Genomic DNA, 24,760 nt, shown 5'->3' with positions numbered 1-24,760 from the left:
CAATGAAAATTGCTTTGATCGCGCATGACAAGAAAAAACAGGACATGGTTCAATTTACGACTGCCTATCGGGATATTTTAAAGAATCATGATCTATACGCAACCGGAACCACAGGGTTGAAAATTCATGAGGCGACAGGTCTTCAAATTGAACGTTTTCAATCCGGCCCTTTAGGGGGAGACCAGCAAATCGGTGCACTGATCGCTGCCAATGCACTCGATCTTGTCATTTTTTTGCGCGACCCGCTGACCGCGCAGCCGCATGAACCGGATGTCTCGGCATTAATCCGTTTATGTGATGTGTATTCCATTCCGCTCGCCACAAATATGGGTACTGCGGAAATTCTTGTGCGCACACTTGATGAAGGTGTTTTCGAATTCCGTGACCTTCTTCGGGGAGAAGAGCCGAATGTATAATGCTGACGTTCTTGCTTTTGGCGCCCACAGTGATGATGTCGAGATCGGAATGGGCGGCACAATAGCGAAGTTTGTCAAACAGGAAAAAAAAGTAATGATATGCGATTTGACAGAAGCGGAACTCTCTTCTAACGGTACGGTCAGTTTGCGTAAAGAAGAAGCAGCTGAAGCAGCCCGCATATTAGGCGCAGATAAAAGAATTCAGCTAACGCTTCCAGACCGCGGCCTAATAATGAGTGATCAGGCAATTCGGTCAATTGTCACTGTCATCAGAATCTGTCGGCCAAAAGCGGTTTTTATGCCGTATAAAAAGGATCGCCATCCGGATCACGGCAATGCGGCTGCACTGGTGGAAGAAGCGATCTTTTCCGCCGGAATCCATAAATATAAAGACGAAAAAAGCCTTCCGGCGCATAAAGTCAGCAAGGTTTACTATTATATGATAAATGGTTTTCATCAGCCGGATTTTGTTATTGATATCTCGGATACAATAGAGGCAAAGAAACAAAGCCTCAACGCCTACAAAAGCCAGTTTATCCCGTCAAAGGATTCCGTTTCTACTCCTCTGACGAATGGGTATATTGAAATCGTTGAAGCGAGAGAAAAGCTTTACGGTAAAGAAGCGGGCGTGGAGTATGCCGAAGGTTTCTTTTCCAAACGGATGCTGATGCTTGATCATGATGTGCTTGGGGGCGAACAATGAGAAAACTAAAAATAGGAATCACATGCTATCCGAGCGTTGGAGGCTCAGGTATCATTGCGACAGAACTGGGGAAGCAGCTTGCTGAAAAGGGACATGAAATCCATTTCATCACATCAAGCATTCCGTTTAGACTGAATACATATCATCCCAATATTCATTTTCATGAAGTTGAGGTTAATCAATATGCTGTTTTTAAGTATCCTCCGTATGATTTGACATTGGCAAGCAAAATCGCTGAGGTGGCGGAACGGGAGAATTTAGACATTATCCATGCTCACTATGCTCTCCCGCATGCCGTTTGCGCCTATCTTGCAAAACAAATGCTGAAACGCAATATCGGCATTGTTACCACTTTGCATGGCACGGATATCACGGTGTTAGGTTATGATCCGTCTCTAAAAGATCTGATCCGTTTTGCTATTGAGTCATCAGACAGGGTGACGGCCGTCTCCTCAGCGCTTGCGGCTGAAACATACGATTTAATTAAACCGGAGAAAAAAATTGAAACGATTTATAACTTTATAGACGAGCGCGTGTATCTGAAGAAAAACACAGCGGCAATTAAAGAGAAACATGGAATTTTACCAGATGAAAAAGTCGTCATCCATGTGTCCAACTTCAGAAAAGTTAAACGCGTGCAGGATGTCATCCGTGTGTTCCGCAATATCGCTGGCAAAACGAAAGCGAAGCTGCTTTTAGTCGGAGACGGTCCGGAGAAATCGACAGCCTGCGAGCTTATCAGAAAATATGGCTTGGAAGACCAAGTCTTAATGCTTGGAAATCAAGACCGTGTTGAAGATCTTTATTCTATTAGCAATTTGAAGCTGCTGCTATCTGAAAAAGAAAGCTTTGGCCTTGTCCTGCTTGAAGCGATGGCTTGCGGAGTGCCTTGTATTGGAACAAACATTGGCGGTATCCCTGAGGTTATAAAAAACAATGTGAGCGGATTTTTGGTGGATGTCGGTGATGTTACGGCCGCAACAGCCCGCGCGATGAGCATTTTAGAAGATGAACAGCTAAGCAATCGTTTTACAAAGGCGGCAATAGAGATGCTTGAAAATGAATTTTCTTCTAAAAAAATTGTCAGCCAGTATGAACAGATTTATGCCGATTTAGCAGAACCGGAGTGATCACATGGAAAAAGTTTTTATCAAAGCACTTCCCGTGCTCCGCATCTTAATCGAAGCGGGCCATCAGGCTTATTTTGTCGGGGGCGCAGTTCGTGACAGCTATATGAAACGAACGATCGGAGATGTCGATATCGCGACAGATGCGGCACCTGATCAAGTAGAACGGCTGTTTCAGCGGACTGTTGATGTAGGCAAAGAGCACGGGACCATTATTGTGCTCTGGGAGGATGAAACCTATGAAGTCACGACATTCCGGACTGAATCTGATTATGTTGATTTCAGAAGACCGTCAGAAGTGCAATTTATCTCATCATTAGAAGAGGATCTAAAACGCAGAGATTTAACGATCAATGCGATGGCCATGACAGCGGACGGGAAGGTGCTTGATTATTTTGGCGGCAAGAAAGATATTGATCAGAAAGTGATTCGAACCGTTGGAAAGCCTGAGGATAGATTTCAAGAGGATGCGCTTCGTATGCTGAGAGCCGTACGCTTTATGAGCCAGCTTGGCTTTACGCTTTCACCGGAAACAGAAGAAGCCATTGCGAAAGAAAAATCACTCCTCTCCCATGTTTCAGTCGAACGAAAAACTATAGAGTTCGAGAAATTGCTGCAGGGAAGAGCTTCTCGCCAGGCGCTTCAAACACTCATTCAAACGAGATTGTATGAAGAGCTTCCTGGTTTTTATCATAAACGAGAAAACCTGATTTCAACGAGTGAGTTTCCATTCTTCTCTTTAACATCCCGTGAGGAGCTTTGGGCTGCTCTTTTAATTAACCTTGGCATAGTTTTGAAAGACGCGCCCCTTTTCCTGAAAGCCTGGAAGCTCCCGGGAAAAGTGATCAAGGAAGCCATTCACATTGCCGATACGTTTGGCCAGAGCCTTGACGCAATGACAATGTACAGAGCTGGGAAAAAAGCACTGCTCTCAGCGGCCAAAATATCGCAGCTTCGGCAAAACGAAAAACTGGATGAAAAGAAACTGAAGGACATTCAGTACGCTTATCAAAACCTGCCGATCAAAAGCCTTAAGGATCTTGATATCACGGGTAAGGACTTGCTTGCGCTTCGAAACCGGCCGGCCGGAAAATGGGTGTCAGAAGAATTACAGTGGATCGAGCAGGCTGTTGTGACAGGGAAGCTCTCCAATCAAAAGAAACACATAGAGGAGTGGCTGAAGACATGCGGTCAACATTAAGAAAAGACCTTATTGAATTATTTTCTCAGGCCGGCAATGAATTTATTTCCGGCCAAAAAATCAGTGATGCTCTCGGCTGTTCAAGAACTGCTGTGTGGAAGCATATTGAAGAGCTTCGGAAAGAGGGTTATGAAGTAGAAGCCGTTAGAAGAAAAGGATATCGGCTCATCAAAAAACCCGGAAAACTCAGTGAAAGCGAAATTCGTTTTGGATTAAAAACGGAAGTGATGGGCCAGCATCTTATTTACCATGACGTTCTTTCAAGCACGCAAAAAACGGCTCATGAGCTCGCGAATAATAACGCACCGGAAGGCACCCTTGTGGTGGCTGACAAACAAACAGCCGGAAGGGGCCGAATGTCTAGGGTATGGCATTCTCAAGAAGGAAACGGTGTTTGGATGAGCCTGATTTTGCGGCCTGACATTCCGCTCCAAAAAACACCGCAGCTGACTCTGCTTGCTGCAGTAGCTGTTGTGCAGGGAATAGAAGAGGCAGCAGGCATCCAAACGGATATTAAATGGCCAAATGATATTTTGATTAACGGAAAAAAAACAGTCGGTATCCTAACGGAAATGCAGGCTGAAGAAGACCGCGTACGTTCAGTGATCATTGGGATCGGCATTAACGTTAACCAGCAGCCTAATGATTTTCCAGATGAATTGAAGGACATCGCGACAAGCCTCAGCCAAGCTGCTGGGGAAAAAATTGATCGGGCCGGCGTCATCCAGCATATTTTACTATGCTTTGAGAAACGGTACCGGGATTATATGACGCACGGATTTACGCCGATTAAGCTTTTATGGGAAAGCTATGCGCTCGGTATTGGCACTAATATGAGAGCCAGAACGTTAAACGGAACCTTTTACGGTAAGGCGTTAGGTATAGATGATGAAGGCGTTCTGCTTTTAGAAACGAACGAAGGCATTAAAAAAATCTATTCTGCCGATATCGAATTGGGCTAATGTGTTGGTACAAGCCCGTTGATTTTGGTATACTTCCATTGGGCAGTATCGCCTGCGAACTGCACCTATTATTAAAATAGATAGACATTGCAGCAGTCTGCCTTGATCCAAAAAAGGACTGGGACAGAGGGATGAAACTCGCCGAACTTTAGAAAGTGAAGAATCCTTCTCGTTGTAACGGAAGGTTTTTTGGCTTGCAGAAGAAAACGGCAGATCATCTCCTCTAAACATGAGGAGGAGAAAACATGAAAACAAAACTGGATTTTCTAAAAATGAAGGAGTCTGAAGAACCGATTGTCATGCTGACCGCTTATGATTATCCGGCAGCTAAACTTGCTGAACAAGCGGGAGTTGACATGATTTTAGTCGGTGATTCACTTGGAATGGTCGTCCTCGGCCTTGATTCAACTGTCGGTGTGACAGTTGCGGACATGATCCATCATACAAAAGCCGTTAAAAGGGGTGCGCCGAATACCTTTATTGTGACAGATATGCCGTTTATGTCTTATCACCTGTCTAAGGAAGATACGCTGAAAAATGCAGCGGCTATCGTTCAGGAAAGCGGAGCTGACGCACTGAAGCTTGAGGGCGGAGAAGGCGTGTTTGAATCCATTCGCGCATTGACGCTTGGAGGCATTCCAGTAGTCAGTCACTTAGGTTTGACACCGCAGTCAGTCGGCGTACTGGGCGGCTATAAAGTACAGGGCAAAGACGAACAAAGCGCCAAAAAATTAATAGAAGACAGTATAAAATGCGAAGAAGCAGGAGCTATGATGCTTGTGCTGGAATGTGTGCCGGCAGAACTCACAGCCAAAATTGCCGAGACGCTAAGCATACCGGTCATTGGAATCGGGGCTGGTGTGAAAGCGGACGGACAAGTTCTCGTTTATCATGATATTATCGGCCACGGTGTTGAGAGAACACCTAAATTTGTAAAGCAATATACGCGCATTGATGAAACCATCGAAACAGCAATCAGCGGATATGTTCAGGATGTAAGACATCGTGCTTTCCCTGAACAAAAGCATTCCTTTCAAATGAACCAGACAGTGCTTGACGGCTTGTACGGGGGAAAATAAGATGAGACAGATTACTGATATTTCACAGCTGAAAGAAGCCATAAAACAATACCATTCAGAGGGCAAGTCAATCGGATTTGTTCCGACGATGGGGTTTCTGCATGAGGGGCATTTAACCTTAGCAGACAAAGCAAGACAAGAAAACGACGCCGTTATTATGAGTATTTTTGTGAATCCTGCACAATTCGGCCCTAATGAAGATTTTGAAGCATATCCGCGCGATATTGAGCGGGATGCAGCTCTTGCAGAAAACGCCGGAGTCGATATTCTTTTTACGCCAGATGCTCATGATATGTATCCCGGTGAAAAGAATGTCACGATTCATGTAGAAAGACGCACAGACGTGTTATGCGGGCGCTCAAGAGAAGGACATTTTGACGGGGTCGCGATCGTACTGACGAAGCTTTTCAATCTAGTCAAGCCGACTCGTGCCTATTTCGGTTTAAAAGATGCGCAGCAGGTAGCTGTTGTTGATGGGTTAATCAGCGACTTCTTCATGGATATTGAATTGGTTCCTGTCGATACGGTCAGAGAGGAAGACGGCTTAGCCAAAAGCTCTCGCAATGTATACTTAACAGCTGAGGAAAGAAAAGAAGCGCCTAAGCTGTATCGGGCCCTTCAAACAAGTGCGGAACTTGTCCAAGCCGGTGAAAGAGATCCTGAAGCGGTGATAAAAGCTGCAAAAGATATCATTGAAACGACTAGCGGAACCATAGACTATGTAGAGCTTTATTCCTATCCGGAACTCGAGCCTGTGAATGAAATTGCTGGAAAGATGATTCTCGCTGTTGCAGTTGCTTTTTCAAAAGCGCGTTTAATAGATAATATCATTATTGATATTCGAGAAATGGAGAGAATATAATATGTATCGAACAATGATGAGCGGCAAACTTCACAGGGCAACTGTTACGGAAGCAAACCTGAACTATGTGGGAAGCATTACAATTGATGAAGATCTCATTGATGCTGTGGGAATGCTTCCTAATGAAAAAGTACAAATTGTGAATAATAATAATGGAGCACGTCTTGAAACGTATATTATTCCTGGTAAACGGGGAAGCGGCGTCATATGCTTAAACGGTGCAGCCGCACGCCTTGTGCAGGAAGGAGATAAGGTCATTATTATTTCCTACAAAATGATGTCTGATCAAGAAGCGGCAAGCCATGAGCCGAAAGTGGCTGTTCTGAATGATCAAAACAAAATTGAACAAATGCTGGGGAACGAACCAGCCCGTACAATTTTGTAGAAGAAAAGCCCCCTTTATCGGGGGTTTTCTTTTAAGATTTTGAGAGTAAAACGGTTTTGCCGCTCCATTTCCGTACAAAACGTGTTACACTTTTGTCGTATGCAAGAATTGAGGTGTCCATTTTAATGAATAAGCAACGGTTCGTTGTTATAGATGTAGAGACAACAGGGAATTCGCCGAAGAAAGGCGATAAAATCATACAAATCGCAGCGGTTGTAATCGAAAATGGACAAATTACTGAGCGGTTTTCAAAATACATTAATCCAAATAAATCAATCCCTGCTTTTATTGAGCAGCTTACTGGAATCTCTAATCAAATGGTCGAGAATGAACAGCCATTTGAAGCAGTTGCTGAAGAAGTATTCCAATTGCTTGACGGCGCTTATTTTGTCGCCCACAATATCCATTTTGACCTTGGATTTGTCAAGTATGAGCTACATAAGGCGGGCTTTCAGCTCCCAGATTGTGAAGTGCTTGATACTGTCGAGCTCTCACGCATTGTTTTTCCGGGATTTGAAGGGTATAAGCTGACGGAATTAAGCGAGGAGCTTCAGCTGCGGCATGATCAGCCGCACCGGGCTGACAGCGATGCTGAAGTGACAGGGCTTATTTTTTTGGAAATCCTTGAAAAGCTGCGGCAGCTTCCTTATCCGACATTAAAGCAGTTAAGAAGGCTTTCGCAGCATTTCATCAGTGATCTGACGCATTTGTTGGATATGTTCATTAATGAAAACAGACATACCGAGATACCGGGCTATACGCGCTTTTCTTCGTTTTCTGTCAGAGAACCTGAAGCTATCGATGTTCGTATAAATGAGGACGAGAACTTCTCATTTGAGATCGAAAGCTGGGAAGCGGGAAATGAAAAAGCGCTGTCAGAGTTAATGCCTGGGTATGAAAAAAGAGACGGCCAAATGATGATGATGAGAGAGGTGGCTGATGCGTTTGCCAATCGTGAGCATGCGCTGATTGAAGCTCCTCCAGGCATCGGAAAAACGATTGGCTATCTTATTCCGGCTGCGCTTTTTGCCAAGAAATCAAAAAAGCCGGTCATAATCAGCACGTATTCGACGCTTTTACAGCAGCAGATTCTCACAAAGGATTTGCCGATTGTCCAAGATCTGTTTCCATTTCCGGTAACAGCGGCGATTTTAAAAGGGCAATCGCATTATTTATGCCTGTATAAATTTGAGCAGGTGCTTCATGAAGAAGATGATAATTATGATGCCGTACTGACAAAGGCACAGCTTCTTGTTTGGCTGACAGAGACAAATACAGGAGATGTAGCGGAACTGAATTTGCCTTCAGGCGGAAAATTGCTGTGGGACAGATTGGCTTATGACGATGACTCCTATAAAAGAAGTCGCAGTGAGCATGTGATCGGTTTTTACGAGCGGGCCAAACAGATTGCTATGCGTTCCGATTTGGTGATCACCAATCATTCTCTTTTGCTGACCGATGAAGGCAGCCATAAAAAAAGGCTTCCCGAAAGCGGCACATTTATTATTGATGAAGCACACCATTTTGAACGTGCGGCAAGCGAACATTTAGGGAAAAGAGCCACGTACATAGAATTGCATACGAAATTGAGCAGAATCGGCACTCTGAAGGAGCAGGGACTTCTAAAAAAGATGAGACAGCTATTCCAGCGAAACAGCCTGCCGGTTGATTCATTTTTCGAATTGGAAGAGTGGCTTCAGCACGTTCAAGCAGAAAGTGATGCTTTCTTTAGCTCTGTACATTCTTTTGTCAAACGAAGAAAACCTAAAGAAGACTTAAACCGTCTAGTGTTTAAGGTGAACAAAGAAAGCCAGGATAAAAGCTGGTCGATCTTAACAGATGGTGCGGAGAGGCTTTGTTCCATGCTGACACATTTGCAGCAGCTTTTTGAGGCGCAGTCATCCCTTATGGAAAAACATTTGAAGGGCATGAAGAGCAAAACCGTCTTTTTAGCCGATGAATACCAAAGAAGCATGAAAGGCTTGCAGCATTACTGTCAGACGTTGCAGAAGCTCTTCTTTGGCTCTGATGACGATGAAGCGGTTTGGATTGAAATAGATGCAAAGGGTGCGAAAAATGCAGTGGCCATTTACGCACAGCCTCTTGAACCTGGTGAACTTCTGGCTGATCAGTTTTTCGCGCGCAAAAATAGTGTGGTGCTGACATCTGCAACTCTTACAGTCGAAGGTTCTTTTCAATTTATGATTGAACGACTGGGACTGAGTGACTTTTTCCCGCGGACAATGAGAATTGAGTCACCCTTTTCTTACGATGAGCGTATGCAGGTGATGATTCCAAAAGAAATGAAATCAATTCAGGATACAGGGCAACCTGAATTTATACAGGATACAGCCCGTTATATCGAACTGATGGCAAAGGAAAAACAGCCTAAAATCCTTGTGCTGTTTACATCCCATGATATGCTGAAAAAGGTTCACCAGGAGCTTAAGCATAACATGAGTGCTTCCGGCATTCAGCTCTTGGCACAAGGGATTACAGGCGGAAGTCCCGGCAAACTGATGAAGACTTTTAAAACATCCAATCAGGCGATCCTGCTCGGAACAAATCATTTTTGGGAAGGCGTTGATTTCCCTGGTGATGAGCTGACGACAGTAATGATCGTGAGGCTCCCATTCCGGTCCCCTGATCACCCGCTTCATGCTGCAAAATGTGAGCTTGCCCGCAAAAAAGGAAAGAATCCGTTTCAAACAGTGTCATTACCGGAAGCTGTGCTGACCTTCAGGCAAGGAATCGGACGCTTGCTGCGTTCTGCGGGAGACAAGGGAACGATTATTATATTGGACAGACGGATTAAAACCGCTGGTTACGGCCGGCTGTTTCTTGATGCCTTGCCGACAACCTCAGTATCCGAAATGACTGACAGCGAGCTTGAAGCTTATGTTGCAGGGGAAAAAGAATAAAAGCCGCATAAAGCGGCTTTTGCGGTGTGGGAGTAGGATGGTGTTTTATTTAAAAGCGGATTTCCCGCTCTGTGATACTAGTATGGCGTGTCCTGAAATGGAGTATGACTAACAATATTTGTTCAAACTGGAGGATGAAAAAATGGAAAGTAAAATCGAAATTCTTTCAACAATTAATGTAGAGCATTCTGATGATCTGTATAAAATTGTGGACACATTGAATCGTACACTGAAAAGAGACAATCTGATGTTCGGCCTTGCGCTGGATGAAGAAAACAAAAACCAAGCCGTTTTTACCATTTATCGTACGTAGGTGAGAAGATGAGAAAAAAAGCATTAATATTTACCGTCATTTTTGGTATTATTTTTTTAGCAGTACTTCTTGTCTCGGCAAGCATTTATAAATCAGCCATGGCACAAAAGGAAGAGGGGCACGAAGCAGCAGCTGCTGAAGCTAAAAAAGAAACCGATCTCGCCCATGTTGATCAAGTCGAAACATTTGTCGGAAAAGAAAAATATTATGTTGTAAAGGGAACGGATAAAAAAGGCACTGCATTATATGTCTGGGTTCCTGCTGATAAAAAAGCAAAAATTCTCTCAAAAGAAGCGAAAGAGGGAATCTCTGAAGACAAAGCGGCGAAAATCATAAAGGATGAAGGGCTGGTTTCAAAGCAAAAAGAGGTTCATCTGGCAAGAGAAGGAAACGTCCTGCTTTGGGAAGTGACGTACTTAGACAAAGAAGGGCAATACAGTTTAAGTTATGTGGACTTTACAACTGGAAAGATTCTCAAAAATATCACGCCTTAAGACGAATTAGGGGGAGTTCAAGTTGAAACTGGCAAAAAGAGTATCCGCATTAACACCATCAACCACACTGGCAATCACAGCGAAAGCGAAAGAACTGAAAGCCGCAGGCCATGATGTCATCGGCTTAGGAGCAGGCGAGCCTGACTTCAATACACCGCAGCATATTATTGATGCCGCTGTGCGTTCGATGAACGAGGGCCATACGAAATACACGCCTTCCGGTGGTTTGGCTGAACTGAAAAACAGCATTGCAGAGAAATTTAAACGCGACCAGAATATTGAATACAAACCGTCTCAAATTATTGTCTGCACTGGTGCCAAACATGCTCTGTATACCCTTTTCCAAGTGATTTTGGATGAAGAAGATGAAGTTATTATTCCAACGCCTTACTGGGTAAGCTACCCGGAGCAGGTGAAACTCGCTGGCGGAAAGCCTGTTTATGTAGAAGGGCTTGAGGAAAATCACTTCAAAATTTCGCCTGAGCAGCTGAAAAATGCAATTACGGAAAAAACAAAAGCAATCGTTATTAACTCTCCAAGCAACCCGACTGGTGTCATGTATACGGAAGAAGAACTATCTGCGCTCGGTGAAGTGTGCCTTGAACATGATATCTTGATTGTGTCAGATGAAATTTATGAAAAACTTACATACGGCGGAAAGAAACATGTTTCCATTGCACAGCTGTCAGACAGACTGAAAGAGCAAACGGTCATTATAAACGGCGTATCGAAGTCCCACAGCATGACAGGCTGGAGAATCGGTTATGCGGCAGGCTCTGAAGACATTATTAAAGCGATGACGAACCTTGCAAGCCACAGCACGTCAAACCCGACATCAATCGCACAATACGGAGCGATTGCTGCTTATAACGGGCCTTCTGAGCCATTGGAAGAAATGAGAGAAGCATTTGAACATAGATTAAATACGATCTATGCAAAGCTCATAGAAATCCCAGGGTTCAGCTGCGTGAAGCCGGAAGGTGCTTTTTACTTGTTCCCAAATGCAAAAGAGGCAGCTCAATCTTGCGGTTTCAAAGATGTAGATGAATTTGTTAAAGCGCTTCTCGAGGAGGAAAAAGTTGCGATTGTTCCAGGATCCGGATTTGGCTCTCCTGAGAATGTCCGTCTTTCTTATGCAACATCGTTAGATCTTCTTGAAGAAGCCATTGAAAGAATCAAGCGTTTTGTAGAAAAACATAGCTAACAGATCAAAAAGCGGCTGACAGAAAAGCCGCTTTTTATCTGCATTGACCCGGTTAGTTAAGAGCGGGTATAATAAAGTGATGATAAAAGAGTTCGCGGGGCAATGAGCTTCCGAATGTCTTTCTTGTTTTGGAGGGAAATATGTTGAAAACAACAATCAACCAAGTGTACAAGCACGTAGGTGAGGAAGTAACGATCGGAGCTTGGGTCGCTAATAAGCGTTCAAGCGGGAAAATTGCGTTTTTACAGCTTCGGGACGGTACCGGTTTTATTCAGGGTGTCGTAGTAAAAGCGGAAGTGGAAGAAAGCATTTTCCAAACAGCTAAATCAGTGACGCAGGAAACGTCGCTCTATATAAAAGGGATTGTCAAAGAGGACGAGCGTTCTCCGCTTGGATATGAACTTGCTGTGACAGATATTGAAGTCATTCACGAAGCGACCGATTATCCAATTACACCAAAAGAACACGGAACGGAATTTTTGATGGATCACAGACATTTATGGCTGCGTTCAAAGCGCCAGCATGCGATCATGAAAATCCGTAATGAAATCATTCGCGCGACTTACGAATTCTTTAATAACGAAGGCTTCGTAAAAGTGGATCCGCCGATTTTGACTGGAAGCGCACCTGAAGGAACAACAGAACTCTTTGCGACAAAGTACTTTGATGAAGATGCATATCTGTCTCAAAGCGGACAGCTCTACATGGAAGCTGCGGCAATGGCTTTAGGAAAAGTATTCTCTTTCGGACCGACATTCAGAGCGGAAAAGTCTAAAACAAAGCGTCACTTAATCGAATTCTGGATGATCGAACCGGAAATGGCGTTTGTAGAATTTGAAGAAAACCTTCAAGTACAGGAAAATTACGTTTCTTTCATCGTGCAATCAGTTCTTAAAAATTGCAAAATTGAACTAAACACATTGGGAAGAGACACGTCAAAACTTGAGCAAATCAAAGCCCCGTTCCCAAGAATTACGTATGATGAAGCGATTGAATTTCTGAAAGAAAAAGGCTTTGACGATATCGAGTGGGGAGATGATTTCGGAGCGCCTCATGAAACAGCGATTGCTGAACATTATGACAAACCGGTATTCATCACTCGCTATCCGACGTCCTTAAAACCGTTCTATATGCAGCCGGCTTCTGACCGTGAGGACGTTGTGCTTTGCGCTGACTTGATTGCGCCGGAAGGCTATGGAGAAATCATCGGCGGGTCTGAACGGATTCACGATATGGAACTTTTGGAATCGCGTCTTAAAGAACATGGACTGGATTCTGACGCTTATAAATGGTATGCTGAACTTAGAAAATATGGATCAGTTCCTCATTCCGGCTTCGGCCTTGGATTAGAGCGGACAGTAGCTTGGATCAGCGGAGCGCCTCACGTTCGTGAAACGATTCCGTTCCCAAGACTGTTAAACCGTCTGTATCCGTAATACATTCAAATGAAACAAAAAAGAGTCTCCTGCAAGGGAGACTTTTTACAGTAAAGGGGCAATCACAATCCTTTACAGTAAGAGGTGTGACGATGAAAAAACAGCAATTTATTGATATGCAGGAGCAGGGAACATCAACCATCCCCAATCTTCTGCTCACGCATTATAAACAGCTTGGGCTTAATGAAACAGAACTTATTCTGCTGTTAAAAATTAAAATGCATTTAGAAAAAGGATCATATTTTCCTACACCGAATCAGCTGCAGGAAGGTATGTCAATTTCTGTTGAAGAATGTACAAACAGATTGCGGATGTTTATTCAAAAAGGCTTTCTGTTTATTGAAGAATGCGAGGATCAAAACGGCATCAAATTTGAGAAATATTCTCTTCAGCCTTTATGGGGCAAGCTGTACGAGTATATTCAGCTTGCACAGAATCAAACACAGGAAAGAAAAGCAGAAGGGGAACAAAAAAGCCTTTATACCATTTTTGAGGAAGAGTTCGCAAGACCGTTATCGCCTTTGGAGTGTGAAACGCTGGCGATCTGGCAGGACCAGGATCAGCATGACGCACAACTGATCAAACACGCGTTAAAAGAGGCTGTACTATCAGGAAAACTCAGTTTCCGCTACATTGACCGGATTTTGTTTGAATGGAAGAAAAATGGGCTTAAAACTGTGGAGCAGGCAAAAATACACAGCCAAAAATTCCGGCGTGTACAAGCAAAGCAGAATGAACCGCAAAAAGAGTATAAAAGGCAGGTTCCTTTTTACAATTGGCTTGAACAATAAAGTGAAAAGGTGACAATCGTGTTAAATCTAAAACAAATTGAATTCTGTTTAGACAAGATAGGTGACATGTTTCCTCATGCGGAGTGTGAACTGGTTCATTCCAATCCTTTTGAATTAGTGGTGGCTGTTGCTTTATCTGCGCAATGTACAGATGCACTTGTAAACAGAGTGACCAAAACATTATTCCAAAAATATAAACGGCCGGAAGACTATTTGGCTGTTCCGCTGGAAGAGCTTCAGCAGGATATTAAATCAATCGGTTTATATCGTAATAAAGCGAAAAATATTCAAAAGCTGAGTAAAATGATTATTGAAGATTACGGCGGAGAAGTGCCGAGAGACCGCGATGAGCTTGTCAAACTGCCAGGGGTCGGGAGAAAGACCGCAAACGTAGTGGTATCCGTTGCGTTTGGCGTGCCGGCCATAGCCGTAGATACCCATGTGGAGAGAGTCAGCAAACGATTGGGCATTTGCCGGTGGAAGGACTCGGTTCTGGAAGTTGAAAAGACGCTGATGCGCAAGGTTCCCAAAGAAGATTGGTCCGTTACGCATCACCGGCTTATTTTCTTCGGCAGATATCACTGTAAAGCCCAATCTCCGCGCTGTGCGGAGTGTCCGCTGCTTTCTTTGTGCAGAGAAGGGCAGAAGAGGGATAAAAAAGGACTGGTGAAACGATGACGCAAGCAAAAGAAGTGTTGGCTTCCTATGAGCAATACTTGCGCAGTCTTGGCCAGAAGAGTTCCTCGGATATGAAGAAAACCTTGCAGACCAATCCCGTGTATTTTGATTTCTGCACGGAATTACAAGGCGATTTGCCATGGGAGGACAGCGGGAAATACGTTCCGCTTTTATTTGAAGTGTGGGATGACATCAAAGCATCACTTCTCCCAGTCTTTCAAACACGAAAATCGAGATGTGACCAAAACGAAATGTTAAAGGGCATTGTGTGTTTGCTGGCTTCGTTACATTGGACAGCAGGTGAGCCGGTGAAATCGCTCGATTGGCAAGAACTGAGGGAGAAATCATATCCCGCAAAGCCGATTAATTGGGCTGAACGAGTGGAATTTATTCTTCTTAAGCCGACCCAATACCATTGCTTTATTCAGCTTGATGAGCTGATTACCGAAATGAAAAAGCATTTTTATAAATATCATGCGATGAATCGATAAAACCTCCTGTTAAAACGGGAGGTTTTTTATTGTGTACCAAAAAAGCCATCACCCCAAAGGTGACGGCTTTTTTGTTTAATTTGTTTTTTCAATGGATGATGAGTTTGTTTGTGTTTTATTAGATGTGTCTGTTTTATTTTTATTCGTGTCAGAACCTGTTGAATCATTCTTACCAGAGTTCGAATCACCATCCGACGTATCCTGGTTGTTACTGTTGTCGTTATCATTATCGTTTGATTGGTCTTGGTTATTGTTGTCGGACGGATTGGTGTTCGTATTGTCTTGTTTTTTGTCTTGATCGTTTGTTGAATCATCTGTCTGATCTTGATCCGTCTGACCGTCATCTTTTTGAGAATCATCAGTTTGTGTATCATCCTGAGTCTTCTCATCATCTTGTTTTTCATCATCCGTTTGTTGCTGGTCTTTTTTATCTTCATCGTCTTCAGCTTTTGGCACCTCATAAGATGTGGAAGCTGTACTTTTGCCATCATCACTGACGGCTGTTACTTCGAATTTGTATACAGATCCTGGCTGCACACCCGAAATAACTGCCTCTTTTGCAGAGCTGTTTTGAATTTCCGAGTAGCTGCCGCCGTCAACAGATTGCTTAACAGCAAAGGTCGCATCTCCGTCGTAATTCCAGCTTAACGTTAAAGATTGATTGTCTTTATCGTATTTCACGTTTAAACCAGACAGTTTAGCTGTTTCCTCTTTTTCTTCTTTCTCATATGTTTTAGAAACAGTAGAAGGAGCTGTGCCTTTAACAAAGTACTCTGTGAGCTTCTTATCGCTTGGCGTATTTGGCCCTGCCAGTTTTGCCGGATTAGAACCTTTTTCTACGGTGGCTTCCACTACGCTGTCAGGCTTCTCAAATGATCCGCTTCCGTCATCGACATCGGCGATGAGCTGGGCGAAGATGCGCTTTGCAACTTTTTGCTCTTCAGCTGAAAGTGATTTCTTTCCAGCCTCGTTTTCTCCCATTCCCGTCCAGACGGCAGCTGTATATTGCGGTGTGTAGCCAACGAACCAAGAATCTCGGGCGCCACCGCTAGCGATATTGTACCTTTTGACTTCATTATCATCAAAGTTAGTCGTTCCTGTTTTTCCTGCAACTTCTACACCAGGTACTTGTGCAAGCTGTCCAGTACCTGTCTTCACAGCTGTTTTCAGCATATCTGTAATCATAAACGCAGTATAATCACTCATGGCTGATTTTGATTTTGGTGTTAAGTCAAGCTTCGTGCCATCGTTAAATTCGATAGATTTTACAAAATGCGGTTCATTATACGTTCCGTTATTTCCAAACGCGCTGTATGCACCTGCCATTGTCAGAGGAGAAACACCATCGTTCCCACCGAAACCGCCAATAGAATAGGCCTCTGTTACATTATCTTTTGTTAAACCAAGCCCGAGTCCATTTGCAAAGTCTACAGCAGTATCTTTACCGACTGCCTGGAATGCTTTTAAAGCAGGTATATTTCTTGATTGGGCCAGAGCGTAACGCATTGAGATAGGCCCTAGATATTTGCGGTCCCAATCACGAATCGGTTTTCCGTTAGAATACGTATAAGCTGAGTCATCAATTTGTTCGTATGTGGACCATTTCTTATTTTCAATAACTGGTCCGTAGTCCAAAATCGGTTTTATGGTCGAACCAGGCTGTGCCTTAGTTTGAGTAGCATAGTTAAAGCCTCCGACAGGCTGATTGCGTCCCGCACCAATCGCTCGGACTTCTCCGTTTTTGGTATCGAGAAGCGTCACACCGCCCTGCATGCCTTCAGTAAATCCGACGGTGTCTCCGTCCATTAATTCATCTAGTTTATCTTGTGCTTTTGTATCTAATGTCGTATAGATCTTTAATCCGTCAGCAGATGGATCGACATCAGATTTTTCATCAATTTCCTTCATAACCTCTTCAACAAATGCGCTGTATTTGTTTGTACTTGCTTTTTCATATTCCTTCTGTGACACGACGCCTTCGTCTTTCACTGCCACTTTTTTCGCTTTGTTATATTGAGAATCAGAAATAAATCCTTGCTTTTTCATCAGACTGAGTACGATGTTCCGTCGTTTTTCCGCTTTATCCGGGTTTTTGACCGGGTTGTACGCTGTTGGGCTCTGCGGCATTCCTGCAAGCGTCGCAGCCTGTTCGACAGTCAATTTGCTTAAATCAGTAACGCCGAAAAATTCTTCCGCCGCTTTTCCGATTCCGTATGCTCTAGGAGAAAAATAAATCCGGTTTAAATACATTTCTAAAATTTCATCTTTAGAGTAATTGCGCTCCAGCTGAATCGAAAGCCATACTTCCTGCACCTTCCGTTTCAACGTCTTCTGATGTGAAAGAAGGGAGTTTTTGACGACCTGCTGGGTGATCGTACTTCCGCCTTCAGCCCCGAAGCCGTCTTTAAAGTTGGCAACTAATGCACCGCCGATACGGACAGGGTCAATCCCGTGGTGCTCATAAAAACGAGCGTCTTCTGTCGCGATAAAGGCTTCTTTTACAACATCGGGAATTTCATCTATCGAGACGTAGGTCCGTTTTTCGGCGCCGACTTCGGCGATCTCTTTTCCATTTTTATCATAAATCGTTGATGAATAAGGCGTCTTCAATTTGCTTTCATCAAGGGACGGCGCATCAGAAACCATGACGGCAAATGTAACAGCACCGCCGACTACGCCTAAAACAAACAGAATGAGTAAAGTGAAAAGGGTCTTTTTAAACAATCCGCCCTTTTTTCGTTTCTTGCCTTTTTTCGGTGAAGGACTCGATTTGCTGTTCGCTTTTCGTCGAGCTTCACGGCTGTTAAATTGATCTGACATAACATCTCAACCTTTCGTTAATCAACCTTTCGCACCAGATGATGGCGAAAAATAAAGCTGTTCAATAATACTAATATAATCAATTCTGGGTGCGTATCCAAGAGAAATCGGATAAGCTGTTTCTTCCAACTCATCTTTTCGAATTGATTTTCTGCCGTTTTTTTCTTTTCTGTCCCAGAAATAAAACAGCTTATCGGCTTCCAAAAAATAAACCTGGTCGAAAGCGGATATAATAACAAAACAAATACCGTCTTGAGCCTTTACCTGCTTCATATGCTCGATTTGATGGTCATGAAAATTCTGCAGGGGGAAAGAGGTCTTGTTTTTCGTTTCTTTCGCCTCAAAATCAATATACCGCCCTTTGTAAATCCCATTGTAGTCTGTTGTCGATGATTGTTTAAAGTAAGCTTCTTTAATCACTGCGGCACTTCTTTTTGGATAATGGACATTTACAATTTGAACAGGTGTCGGCTTTTTGTGTATAACGGCAATTTGGTTTGTCAGATAATACTTATTCGTTTCGTTTAAGTCATCTTCGAGGGTCATTCCGCGATTACTGTAAGACGGGGCCCTTTTCTGACTGTTTTGGGATGAAACCGAATGTTTCGGCTGAAATGTTTTTCCATTAGGATACCGAATCACTTTCTCATCCTCCTTATTAAACTAATCATGACGGAAGTGAATGAACGTGCAAGAACAACAGGCCATCAGAAAGCTTCTGAGCCGGATTGAGCGGCAGACAAAAATGAAAAACGCGGATAACATTTCAAGAACAAATGCTTATAAAGCATTTTACGACCGTCATCCGGAAATCAAATGGTCGCTTTTGGCTTCTTTCGTTTCTCGTAATGCCGGCTGGTCAATGACTGACTTAAAAGGCAGTCTGTTTCAGCTTGGACTCCGTGAGAGACAGCAAAAATGGTTCTTTTTAGCCTATGAAAGAGCGAACTGGCTTATTTTTTCGGATGCCTATCCGCAGCTTCTTTTATACCACTGGTCAAAAAGAGTTGGGAAACCGCTGTTTCATCTGCTGCATGTGTTTGGCGTCTCACAATTTATGTCGGAAGAATGGACCCGTTTTTGGCATGAGCGAAATACGGAGCGGCTAATGTATGCCCTCATTATAAATGAACAAAACACTATCCAAACACCTATTATACAAAATCCTTCGTTTAAAAAGAATGTTTTTGACACGATTCCTTTTTATTTAAGTGACTGGTTTCATTTTAACACCGTTATTTTTCCTTCCTCAAATGGGTTTTTTTACGGCATTTCAGTGAAACGCTTTTCAAAGGCGGAGGAAAGGATAAGGCTGGGAAAGCAGCTGTCTCAATTGCTGTTCAAGCCAGAATTGTTCTCCTCTTTTTATCACTTTTTGCACACAGTGCCGCACACAGGTTCCCGTTTTGATATGGAAAAGATGATCGGGATTACAAAAAGAACATCTCCTATGCTAAGGACATGCTACCCTGAGTTAATCCACTCATTAGACGGAACGAAAACAGATTGGTTTCATGGAAAGATAAAGAAAACGTTCTTTAGGCGCGAGGAATTGCCGAAGCAGATTGAATTGACAGACTGGTATTTACATAAAAAGCGCCAGCTTCATGCGCTTTTTGCGGTGGAGCAGTGGCTGAAAAAATAAAGAAGCAAGGAAATTCCTTGCTTCTTACGTAGAAGGGCGGTTCGGGCCGCCTAATTTTTTATCTAAAGAATCGATTGCCTTTGATTCAGTCTTTTTTTGCTGGCCGGCTTTTTTCGGTCTTGTTTTCATACGGCACCTCCTCACAAGTATCGTTTGCATTAATGAGGAGGATCATACAATTTTTGCGGGTGTTTTTGTCGAAAACTTCAGCTTTTCGTGGAATACCTGTTTGTTTGGCGATTTGCTTCTAGTTTTGTCATGAGGAAGGAAAGAGCCTTGAGAGCAAAGAATGTTAACCGGGAGAGACAAGGAAAGGGAGGTACACGAATGTCCGGTTATGTATGCAAGACAGATATTCTCCGTATGCTTTCTGATATAGAAGATGAATTAACGCGAGCTGAGCAAAGCCTGAATCATTCTGTAAATGCATTAGAGGCTGAGATGCAGGAAACGGAGAACGATCGCCTAAGTGTGCTCGAAGAAGAAATCATAGATCTTCATATTTGTATAAATGAGCTGTATCAATCGCCTGAACACAGGTATGCGTTTGAGAAGGTATACCGCATCGGCTGAATTTGTGAGTGAAATTTGGTACGATAGGCATTGAGGTGAAAGATATTGCTATCACAAACTTTGCTGGAAATGACCGAGCAAATGATTGAAGTTGCTGAAAAAGGCGCTGATCGGTATCAGGAAGGAAAAAACAGTAATCATTCTTATGATTTTTTTGAGACGATAAAGCCTGCAGTTGAAGAGAATGATGAACTGGCTGCTCGCTGGGCAGAGGGTGCTCTTGAATTGATAAAAGTCCGCCGGCCAAAATATGTGCATAAAGAGCAAATTGAGGCCGTAAAGGATAATTTCCTGGAATTGGTCCTTCAATCTTATGTTCATCATATTCATAAAAAACGATTCAAGGACATCACTGAGTCAGTCCTTTATACATTGCACGCAGTAAAGGATGAAATTGCAAGAGAAGACAGCCGGTAAAAGGCTGTCTTCTTTTCGTTTTTATAGGGGGCCGGACGTTAATTCATCTCATATGCCGGGCTTTCTGCTCCATTTGCTTCGAGAACCTTCATACTGTTACGAAACTCAGTTATGCTGAGATGTCCTTGAATATAGAGGAACTTGGCAAAGTCCATCAGTTTATTCATACAGTCTGTTTCATATTTCTTCATTTCTGCAAAACGTTTGCTTAAGTATGATACGTTCATTATGGTGCATCCCCTCTCATCTGTATTGAAAATATGGTACCATAATGATTCGACTTTTTTCTGTTTTTAAAAAATTTAAACTTTCGACACAATTTGACAAATGCTAATCATCACTTGTGACACAAACAATAGAAGTCATTCATACATATATAGAAGAGAAATATGTTGTGTTTAGGGGGGAATCGCAATGAACGGGAGCTCTCGAAGCTATCCTCGGCAAATGGGCTATTATTATCCTCAGCATATGCAAGGATATTATCAGCAGGCTGCACCCGGTTATTTAGAGCAACAACTGCCTCAGCAGCATTATGGACAGCAGGATTATTATCAGCCTTATGCTCCGATCCAGCCTATGCCTATGCAGCCGCCTGTATTTTCTAACCCTTATCCTATCCCAAGGCCTAATCAACAGCAGCCTTCACAATTTCAAAGCATTATGTCGCAGTTCAAAAAAGCCAATGGGCAATTTGATTTTAATAAAATGATGGATACGACAGGTCAAGTAATGAGTGCAATGAATCAGGTCGGATCTTTAATAAAGGGATTTACCAGCTTTTTTAAATGATAGAAGCATGAATGAATCGTTCATTCATGCTTATTTTTTGGAAAGAAAAGTGTCATTGTCTGCTCGTTCCAAGACGTTTCCATATCTTCTTGGCGAACTTCATAAGGCAGCTGAACCGTTCTTGTCATGCTTGTAAAGGTAGCCTCATTTTGGTGTTTCTGTTTTTCTTGGAGTGTTACATGGAGATACCTCGATTTAACATCAACGACGATCTCGCCATCTCGAAACGTCGCCGGAATGGTAATATCGATATACAGCCCAGTATCTCTTTCTCTGACATGTATGGTCGTCTGCACATCCTTTAAACTCGAGTTGATTAGGTTCTGAAATCCGTTTATAAGGTTGCCGAACGCTGAGGATTGAAAAAGAGTGTCGATTGCCTCCGTTATGATTTCTTCTTTCTTTTGCAGTTCGTTCTTTTTGTCATCATGGAATTCCAATATCGCCACCGCCTTTTTTAACCAGATTATGCGTCTATGCCAGATGTTGTTATAAATTGAAGCAAAATTGAAAGTGTGGTTAAATAGTGGTGAATGAAGGGATAACGGTTGAAGTGAATGAGAAGGGAGAAAATACATTGCTGAAAAAATTATTCGGAATGGGCAAAATTCAGGAAAAGGTGACAGAAGAGGTTATTTATTCTCCGGCAGACGGTACAGTAATGGACCTGTCAGATGTACCGGACCCTGTTTTTTCACAGAAAATGATGGGAGAAGGAATAGCGGTGGAACCTTCTAGCGGTGAAATCGTTTCTCCCGCTGAAGGTGAAGTCATTCAGATTTTCCACACCAAACACGCCGTTGGCATTCGGACTCGCTCGGGAATTGAGCTGTTAATTCATGTCGGGCTGGAGACAGTCAATATGAACGGAGAAGGATTTACTGCCCACATTAAAGAAGGGGATAAAGTGAAGGTCGGTGACCCGCTGATTACATGTGATTTGGAATTAATAAAAGAAAAAGCGAGCAGCACAGTCATCCCAATCGTTATAATGAATGGTGAGGCTGTAGGATCAATGGTATTGGCAGGCGAAAAGGCTGCTCGTAAAGGCGAATCAAAGCTCTTTACAATAAAAGCGAAATAAGCAGGGCGTATGCCTTGCTTTTTTTATTCAACTGTATAAAATTTGCACCTAGCCATGCAAACAAATATTCGGTAAACTGTACTTGACAAAGAGGTGTAAAGAATGAAAAAGAAATCACTGACTGAACTCATTTCTGATTTAAAAGGAAATGAAAACGTTGTGAATTGGCATGAAATTGAGCCTCGGGAAGCAAAAACAAGGCCTATGCCCGAAAGTATAGACGAGAGAATCAAAGCGGCCCTTTCGAAAAGGGGCATTGATGAACTATATACTCACCAATATTCCGCTTTTCAATATGTGCAAAAAGGAGAGAGCATCGTTACCGTAACGCCAACAGCATCAGGAAAAACGTTATGCTACAACCTCCCAGTCCTGCAGTCCATCGCCCAAGATGAAACAAACCGGGCGTTATATTTATTTCCGACTAAAGCGCTGGCACAAGACCAAAAGAGCGAGCTAAATGAAATTATTGATGAAATGGGCATTGATATTAAAAGCTTTACATATGACGGGGATACGTCTCCGGCAATCAGACAAAAGGTGAGAAAAGCAGGTCATATTGTCATTACAAACCCCGATATGCTGCATTCTGCCATTCTACCGCATCATACGAAATGGGTCAGTTTGTTTGAAAACCTTAAGTATATCGTCATCGATGAGCTTCATACGTATCGAGGTGTGTTCGGCAGCCATGTGGCAAATGTGATCCGGCGGCTAAAGCGGATCTGCCGGTTTTATGGAAGTGATCCGGTTTTTATTTGTACTTCCGCAACAATTGCCAACCCAAAGGAATTGGGAGAGCAGCTGACAGGCAAACCGATGCGGCTGGTCGATGACAACGGCGCACCGAGCGGACGCAAGCATTTTGTGTTTTACAATCCGCCAATTGTGAACAAACCGCTGAATATTAGAAGGAGCGCAACCGTAGAAGTGAATGAACTGGCGAAAGAGTTCCTTAAAAACAAAGTGCAGACCATTGTTTTTGCCAGAAGCAGAGTTCGGGTGGAAATTATTTTAAGCCATATTCAGGAGCTTGTGAAAAAAGAGATTGGAACAAAATCAATCAGAGGCTATCGGGGAGGCTATCTGCCGAAAGAGCGAAGAGAAATCGAAAAAGGCCTGAGAGAAGGCGACATTTTAGGAGTGGTCAGTACGAATGCCTTAGAGCTTGGTGTTGATATCGGACAGCTGCAAGTGTGTGTAATGACGGGGTATCCCGGAAGTGTTGCAAGTGCTTGGCAGCAGGCCGGACGAGCAGGCAGAAGACACGGTGAATCTTTGATTATCATGGTAGCCAATTCAACACCGATTGACCAATATATTGTGCGGCATCCTGAATATTTCTTTAATCGTTCGCCTGAATCTGCAAGAATCAATCCGGAGAATTTGATTATTTTAGTAGACCACTTAAAGTGTGCGGCTTATGAGCTTCCTTTTAGAGCTGATGAAGAATTTGGACCCATGGAAGTCAGTGATATTCTTGAGTATCTTGAGGAAGAGGCTGTTCTTCACCGCAACGGCGAACGGTACCATTGGGCAAGTGAGTCGTTCCCTGCTTCAAACATCAGTTTGCGTTCCGCCTCCCAGGAAAATGTCGTTATAGTTGATCAGTCGGATATTGCAAATGTAAGGATTATCGGTGAAATGGACCGTTTTAGTGCGATGACGCTTTTGCATGATGAAGCGATTTATTTGCATGAAGGCGTTCAGTATCAAGTTGAGAAGCTCGATTGGGACCATAAAAAGGCGTATGTCAGAAAAGTCGATGTCGAATATTATACGGATGCAAACCTGGCAGTTCAGCTGAAGGTATTAGAAATCGATAAAACGAAAGAAAAAAGCCGTACGTCATTGCACTACGGAGACGTCACTGTCAATGCCCTGCCGACCATTTTTAAAAAAATAAAAATGACCACTTTTGAAAATATTGGGTCTGGACCTATTCATTTGCCGGAAGAAGAACTGCATACAAGTGCAGCTTGGCTCGAAATCAAAACAGCGGATGAAGACATCGGGGAAAAGACACTGGAACAGCTGCTTCTTGGCATCTCGAATGTGCTGCAGCATATTGTCCCTGTGTATATCATGTGTGATCGAAATGATGTTCATGTTGTTTCTCAAATTAAAGCAGCCCATACCGGATTGCCAACCATATTTTTATATGATCATTATCCGGGCGGTATCGGTTTGGCGGAGGAAGTCTTTAAACGTTTTTCAGACATTAATGAAGCGGCGAAACAACTGATTACACATTGTCCTTGTCATGACGGCTGTCCGTCTTGTATAGGTACGGAAATAGAAGGGATAAAAGCAAAGGAAAGAATTTTGCAGCTGTTGGATCAAATGTCGTAAGGAGGGAGGCCGGA

Annotated in this window: 27 protein-coding genes; 22 read left to right on the top strand and 5 right to left on the bottom strand. The window is 43.1% G+C overall.

The features are described 5' to 3' along the window. Nucleotides 1-2 precede the first annotated feature (2 nt). The 16 genes from mgsA (at nucleotide 3) to MHB62_RS10975 (ending at nucleotide 15,063) form a co-directional block, all read left to right on the top strand. A complete protein-coding gene (gene mgsA / locus MHB62_RS11050; RefSeq protein ID WP_003230640.1) occupies nucleotides 3-416 on the top strand; it encodes a methylglyoxal synthase in 414 nt (137 codons plus the stop codon). Further along, the gene (bshB1, locus tag MHB62_RS11045) at nucleotides 409-1,119 is read left to right on the top strand and encodes a bacillithiol biosynthesis deacetylase BshB1 (RefSeq protein WP_003230642.1); all 711 of its coding nucleotides are present in this window, start codon (nucleotides 409-411) and stop codon (nucleotides 1,117-1,119) included. The genes mgsA and bshB1 overlap by 8 nt, the downstream gene beginning before the upstream one ends. Then, nucleotides 1,116-2,249 carry an N-acetyl-alpha-D-glucosaminyl L-malate synthase BshA gene (gene bshA, locus MHB62_RS11040; RefSeq protein ID WP_032722035.1) on the top strand — a complete coding sequence of 378 codons (1,134 nt, stop codon included), beginning with the start codon at nucleotides 1,116-1,118 and terminating at the stop codon, nucleotides 2,247-2,249. Before bshB1 ends, bshA begins: the two co-directional genes overlap by 4 nt. A 4-nt stretch (nucleotides 2,250-2,253) precedes the next feature. Continuing rightward, the gene (locus MHB62_RS11035) at nucleotides 2,254-3,447 is read left to right on the top strand and encodes a CCA tRNA nucleotidyltransferase (RefSeq protein WP_003230647.1); all 1,194 of its coding nucleotides are present in this window, start codon (nucleotides 2,254-2,256) and stop codon (nucleotides 3,445-3,447) included. Then, the gene (locus MHB62_RS11030) at nucleotides 3,432-4,409 is read left to right on the top strand and encodes a bifunctional biotin--[acetyl-CoA-carboxylase] synthetase/biotin operon repressor (protein ID WP_003230650.1); all 978 of its coding nucleotides are present in this window, start codon (nucleotides 3,432-3,434) and stop codon (nucleotides 4,407-4,409) included. Before MHB62_RS11035 ends, MHB62_RS11030 begins: the two co-directional genes overlap by 16 nt. Nucleotides 4,410-4,654: 245 nt before the next feature. Further along, nucleotides 4,655-5,488, top strand: a complete 834-nt coding sequence (panB, locus tag MHB62_RS11025; RefSeq protein ID WP_003230652.1) for a 3-methyl-2-oxobutanoate hydroxymethyltransferase — start codon at nucleotides 4,655-4,657, stop codon at nucleotides 5,486-5,488. Nucleotide 5,489: 1 nt separating this feature from the next. Next, a complete protein-coding gene (panC, locus tag MHB62_RS11020) occupies nucleotides 5,490-6,350 on the top strand; it encodes a pantoate--beta-alanine ligase (protein WP_003230656.1) in 861 nt (286 codons plus the stop codon). A 1-nt stretch (nucleotide 6,351) separates the two neighbouring features. Next, entirely contained in the window at nucleotides 6,352-6,735 is a 384-nt protein-coding gene (gene panD / locus MHB62_RS11015; protein WP_003225586.1) for an aspartate 1-decarboxylase, read from the top strand. A 125-nt stretch (nucleotides 6,736-6,860) separates the two neighbouring features. After that, on the top strand, nucleotides 6,861-9,656 hold the full coding sequence (gene dinG, locus MHB62_RS11010) for an ATP-dependent DNA helicase DinG (RefSeq protein WP_004398920.1): 2,796 nt from the start codon (nucleotides 6,861-6,863) through the stop codon (nucleotides 9,654-9,656). Nucleotides 9,657-9,798: 142 nt separating this feature from the next. Further along, nucleotides 9,799-9,969 (top strand): YpmA family protein, encoded by a 171-nt coding sequence (locus MHB62_RS11005; protein WP_003225588.1) that lies wholly within the window; start codon nucleotides 9,799-9,801, stop codon nucleotides 9,967-9,969. Between the two features lie 8 nt (nucleotides 9,970-9,977). After that, a complete protein-coding gene (tseB, locus tag MHB62_RS11000) occupies nucleotides 9,978-10,463 on the top strand; it encodes a cell wall elongation/penicillin-binding protein regulator TseB (protein WP_003230665.1) in 486 nt (161 codons plus the stop codon). A 22-nt stretch (nucleotides 10,464-10,485) separates the two neighbouring features. Continuing rightward, nucleotides 10,486-11,667: an aspartate transaminase AspB gene (gene aspB, locus MHB62_RS10995; RefSeq protein ID WP_004398489.1), complete on the top strand. Its 1,182-nt coding sequence runs from the start codon at nucleotides 10,486-10,488 to the stop codon at nucleotides 11,665-11,667. Nucleotides 11,668-11,810: 143 nt separating this feature from the next. After that, complete coding sequence (gene asnS, locus MHB62_RS10990; protein WP_004398777.1) at nucleotides 11,811-13,103, top strand: asparagine--tRNA ligase; 1,293 nt, start codon at nucleotides 11,811-11,813, stop codon at nucleotides 13,101-13,103. Between the two features lie 92 nt (nucleotides 13,104-13,195). Beyond that, entirely contained in the window at nucleotides 13,196-13,894 is a 699-nt protein-coding gene (gene dnaD / locus MHB62_RS10985; protein WP_004398499.1) for a DNA replication protein DnaD, read from the top strand. Nucleotides 13,895-13,912: 18 nt separating this feature from the next. Then, on the top strand, nucleotides 13,913-14,572 hold the full coding sequence (gene nth, locus MHB62_RS10980) for an endonuclease III (RefSeq protein WP_009967580.1): 660 nt from the start codon (nucleotides 13,913-13,915) through the stop codon (nucleotides 14,570-14,572). Beyond that, complete coding sequence (locus tag MHB62_RS10975) at nucleotides 14,569-15,063, top strand: YpoC family protein (protein WP_009967579.1); 495 nt, start codon at nucleotides 14,569-14,571, stop codon at nucleotides 15,061-15,063. The genes nth and MHB62_RS10975 overlap by 4 nt, the downstream gene beginning before the upstream one ends. Nucleotides 15,064-15,138: 75 nt before the next feature. Here the strand turns inward: MHB62_RS10975 and MHB62_RS10970 are convergent, their stop codons facing one another. Together MHB62_RS10970 and recU are read right to left on the bottom strand one after the other, a co-directional pair. Next, entirely contained in the window at nucleotides 15,139-17,883 is a 2,745-nt protein-coding gene (locus MHB62_RS10970; protein ID WP_004398589.1) for a transglycosylase domain-containing protein, read from the bottom strand. A gap of 21 nt (nucleotides 17,884-17,904) precedes the next feature. Further along, nucleotides 17,905-18,525 (bottom strand): Holliday junction resolvase RecU, encoded by a 621-nt coding sequence (gene recU / locus MHB62_RS10965; RefSeq protein WP_004399067.1) that lies wholly within the window; start codon nucleotides 18,523-18,525, stop codon nucleotides 17,905-17,907. Nucleotides 18,526-18,565: 40 nt separating this feature from the next. On the opposite strand from recU, the gene MHB62_RS10960 reads away from it, so the two are divergent. Then, nucleotides 18,566-19,528, top strand: coding sequence for a DUF2515 domain-containing protein (locus MHB62_RS10960; protein ID WP_004398707.1), 963 nt, complete (start codon nucleotides 18,566-18,568; stop codon nucleotides 19,526-19,528). A 24-nt stretch (nucleotides 19,529-19,552) separates the two neighbouring features. Here the strand turns inward: MHB62_RS10960 and sspM are convergent, their stop codons facing one another. Further along, complete coding sequence (gene sspM / locus MHB62_RS10955) at nucleotides 19,553-19,657, bottom strand: acid-soluble spore protein SspM (protein WP_003225606.1); 105 nt, start codon at nucleotides 19,655-19,657, stop codon at nucleotides 19,553-19,555. 198 nt (nucleotides 19,658-19,855) lie between these two features. Between sspM and MHB62_RS10950 the strand changes: the two genes are divergently transcribed. Both MHB62_RS10950 and MHB62_RS10945 read left to right on the top strand, forming a co-directional pair. Beyond that, nucleotides 19,856-20,101, top strand: a complete 246-nt coding sequence (locus tag MHB62_RS10950; RefSeq protein WP_032722030.1) for a YppD family protein — start codon at nucleotides 19,856-19,858, stop codon at nucleotides 20,099-20,101. A 45-nt stretch (nucleotides 20,102-20,146) separates the two neighbouring features. Next, entirely contained in the window at nucleotides 20,147-20,518 is a 372-nt protein-coding gene (locus MHB62_RS10945; protein WP_003246080.1) for a YppE family protein, read from the top strand. Between the two features lie 38 nt (nucleotides 20,519-20,556). Here MHB62_RS10945 and MHB62_RS10940 read toward each other — a convergent pair whose 3' ends face one another. Beyond that, entirely contained in the window at nucleotides 20,557-20,745 is a 189-nt protein-coding gene (locus tag MHB62_RS10940; protein ID WP_003230690.1) for a YppF family protein, read from the bottom strand. A 187-nt stretch (nucleotides 20,746-20,932) separates the two neighbouring features. Between MHB62_RS10940 and MHB62_RS10935 the strand changes: the two genes are divergently transcribed. Next, on the top strand, nucleotides 20,933-21,310 hold the full coding sequence (locus MHB62_RS10935; protein ID WP_004398696.1) for a YppG family protein: 378 nt from the start codon (nucleotides 20,933-20,935) through the stop codon (nucleotides 21,308-21,310). A gap of 20 nt (nucleotides 21,311-21,330) precedes the next feature. Here MHB62_RS10935 and MHB62_RS10930 read toward each other — a convergent pair whose 3' ends face one another. Then, on the bottom strand, nucleotides 21,331-21,750 hold the full coding sequence (locus MHB62_RS10930) for an Hsp20/alpha crystallin family protein (RefSeq protein ID WP_004398640.1): 420 nt from the start codon (nucleotides 21,748-21,750) through the stop codon (nucleotides 21,331-21,333). A gap of 137 nt (nucleotides 21,751-21,887) precedes the next feature. On the opposite strand from MHB62_RS10930, the gene MHB62_RS10925 reads away from it, so the two are divergent. Then, entirely contained in the window at nucleotides 21,888-22,394 is a 507-nt protein-coding gene (locus MHB62_RS10925; protein ID WP_026009842.1) for a PTS glucose transporter subunit IIA, read from the top strand. A gap of 102 nt (nucleotides 22,395-22,496) precedes the next feature. Then, the gene (gene mrfA / locus MHB62_RS10920; protein WP_029726789.1) at nucleotides 22,497-24,746 is read left to right on the top strand and encodes an ATP-dependent helicase MrfA; all 2,250 of its coding nucleotides are present in this window, start codon (nucleotides 22,497-22,499) and stop codon (nucleotides 24,744-24,746) included. The last annotated feature ends 14 nt before the right edge of the window (nucleotides 24,747-24,760 follow it).

The organism is Bacillus sp. FSL K6-0255, assembly GCF_045040725.1.
GTDB classification, from domain to species: Bacteria; Bacillota; Bacilli; order Bacillales; family Bacillaceae; genus Bacillus; species Bacillus subtilis.
This window is presented reverse-complemented; position numbering and strand designations above follow the sequence as displayed.

Coding starts and splice junctions, on each gene's coding strand:
- mgsA (WP_003230640.1), top strand. CDS start 3: ATGAAAATTGCTTTGATCGCGCATGACAAGAAAAAACAGGACATGGTT.
- bshB1 (WP_003230642.1), top strand. CDS start 409: ATGTATAATGCTGACGTTCTTGCTTTTGGCGCCCACAGTGATGATGTC.
- bshA (WP_032722035.1), top strand. CDS start 1,116: ATGAGAAAACTAAAAATAGGAATCACATGCTATCCGAGCGTTGGAGGC.
- MHB62_RS11035 (WP_003230647.1), top strand. CDS start 2,254: ATGGAAAAAGTTTTTATCAAAGCACTTCCCGTGCTCCGCATCTTAATC.
- MHB62_RS11030 (WP_003230650.1), top strand. CDS start 3,432: ATGCGGTCAACATTAAGAAAAGACCTTATTGAATTATTTTCTCAGGCC.
- panB (WP_003230652.1), top strand. CDS start 4,655: ATGAAAACAAAACTGGATTTTCTAAAAATGAAGGAGTCTGAAGAACCG.
- panC (WP_003230656.1), top strand. CDS start 5,490: ATGAGACAGATTACTGATATTTCACAGCTGAAAGAAGCCATAAAACAA.
- panD (WP_003225586.1), top strand. CDS start 6,352: ATGTATCGAACAATGATGAGCGGCAAACTTCACAGGGCAACTGTTACG.
- dinG (WP_004398920.1), top strand. CDS start 6,861: ATGAATAAGCAACGGTTCGTTGTTATAGATGTAGAGACAACAGGGAAT.
- MHB62_RS11005 (WP_003225588.1), top strand. CDS start 9,799: ATGGAAAGTAAAATCGAAATTCTTTCAACAATTAATGTAGAGCATTCT.
- tseB (WP_003230665.1), top strand. CDS start 9,978: ATGAGAAAAAAAGCATTAATATTTACCGTCATTTTTGGTATTATTTTT.
- dnaD (WP_004398499.1), top strand. CDS start 13,196: ATGAAAAAACAGCAATTTATTGATATGCAGGAGCAGGGAACATCAACC.
- MHB62_RS10975 (WP_009967579.1), top strand. CDS start 14,569: ATGACGCAAGCAAAAGAAGTGTTGGCTTCCTATGAGCAATACTTGCGC.
- MHB62_RS10970 (WP_004398589.1), bottom strand. CDS start 17,883: ATGTCAGATCAATTTAACAGCCGTGAAGCTCGACGAAAAGCGAACAGC.
- MHB62_RS10960 (WP_004398707.1), top strand. CDS start 18,566: ATGAACGTGCAAGAACAACAGGCCATCAGAAAGCTTCTGAGCCGGATT.
- sspM (WP_003225606.1), bottom strand. CDS start 19,657: ATGAAAACAAGACCGAAAAAAGCCGGCCAGCAAAAAAAGACTGAATCA.
- MHB62_RS10950 (WP_032722030.1), top strand. CDS start 19,856: ATGTCCGGTTATGTATGCAAGACAGATATTCTCCGTATGCTTTCTGAT.
- MHB62_RS10940 (WP_003230690.1), bottom strand. CDS start 20,745: ATGAACGTATCATACTTAAGCAAACGTTTTGCAGAAATGAAGAAATAT.
- MHB62_RS10935 (WP_004398696.1), top strand. CDS start 20,933: ATGAACGGGAGCTCTCGAAGCTATCCTCGGCAAATGGGCTATTATTAT.
- mrfA (WP_029726789.1), top strand. CDS start 22,497: ATGAAAAAGAAATCACTGACTGAACTCATTTCTGATTTAAAAGGAAAT.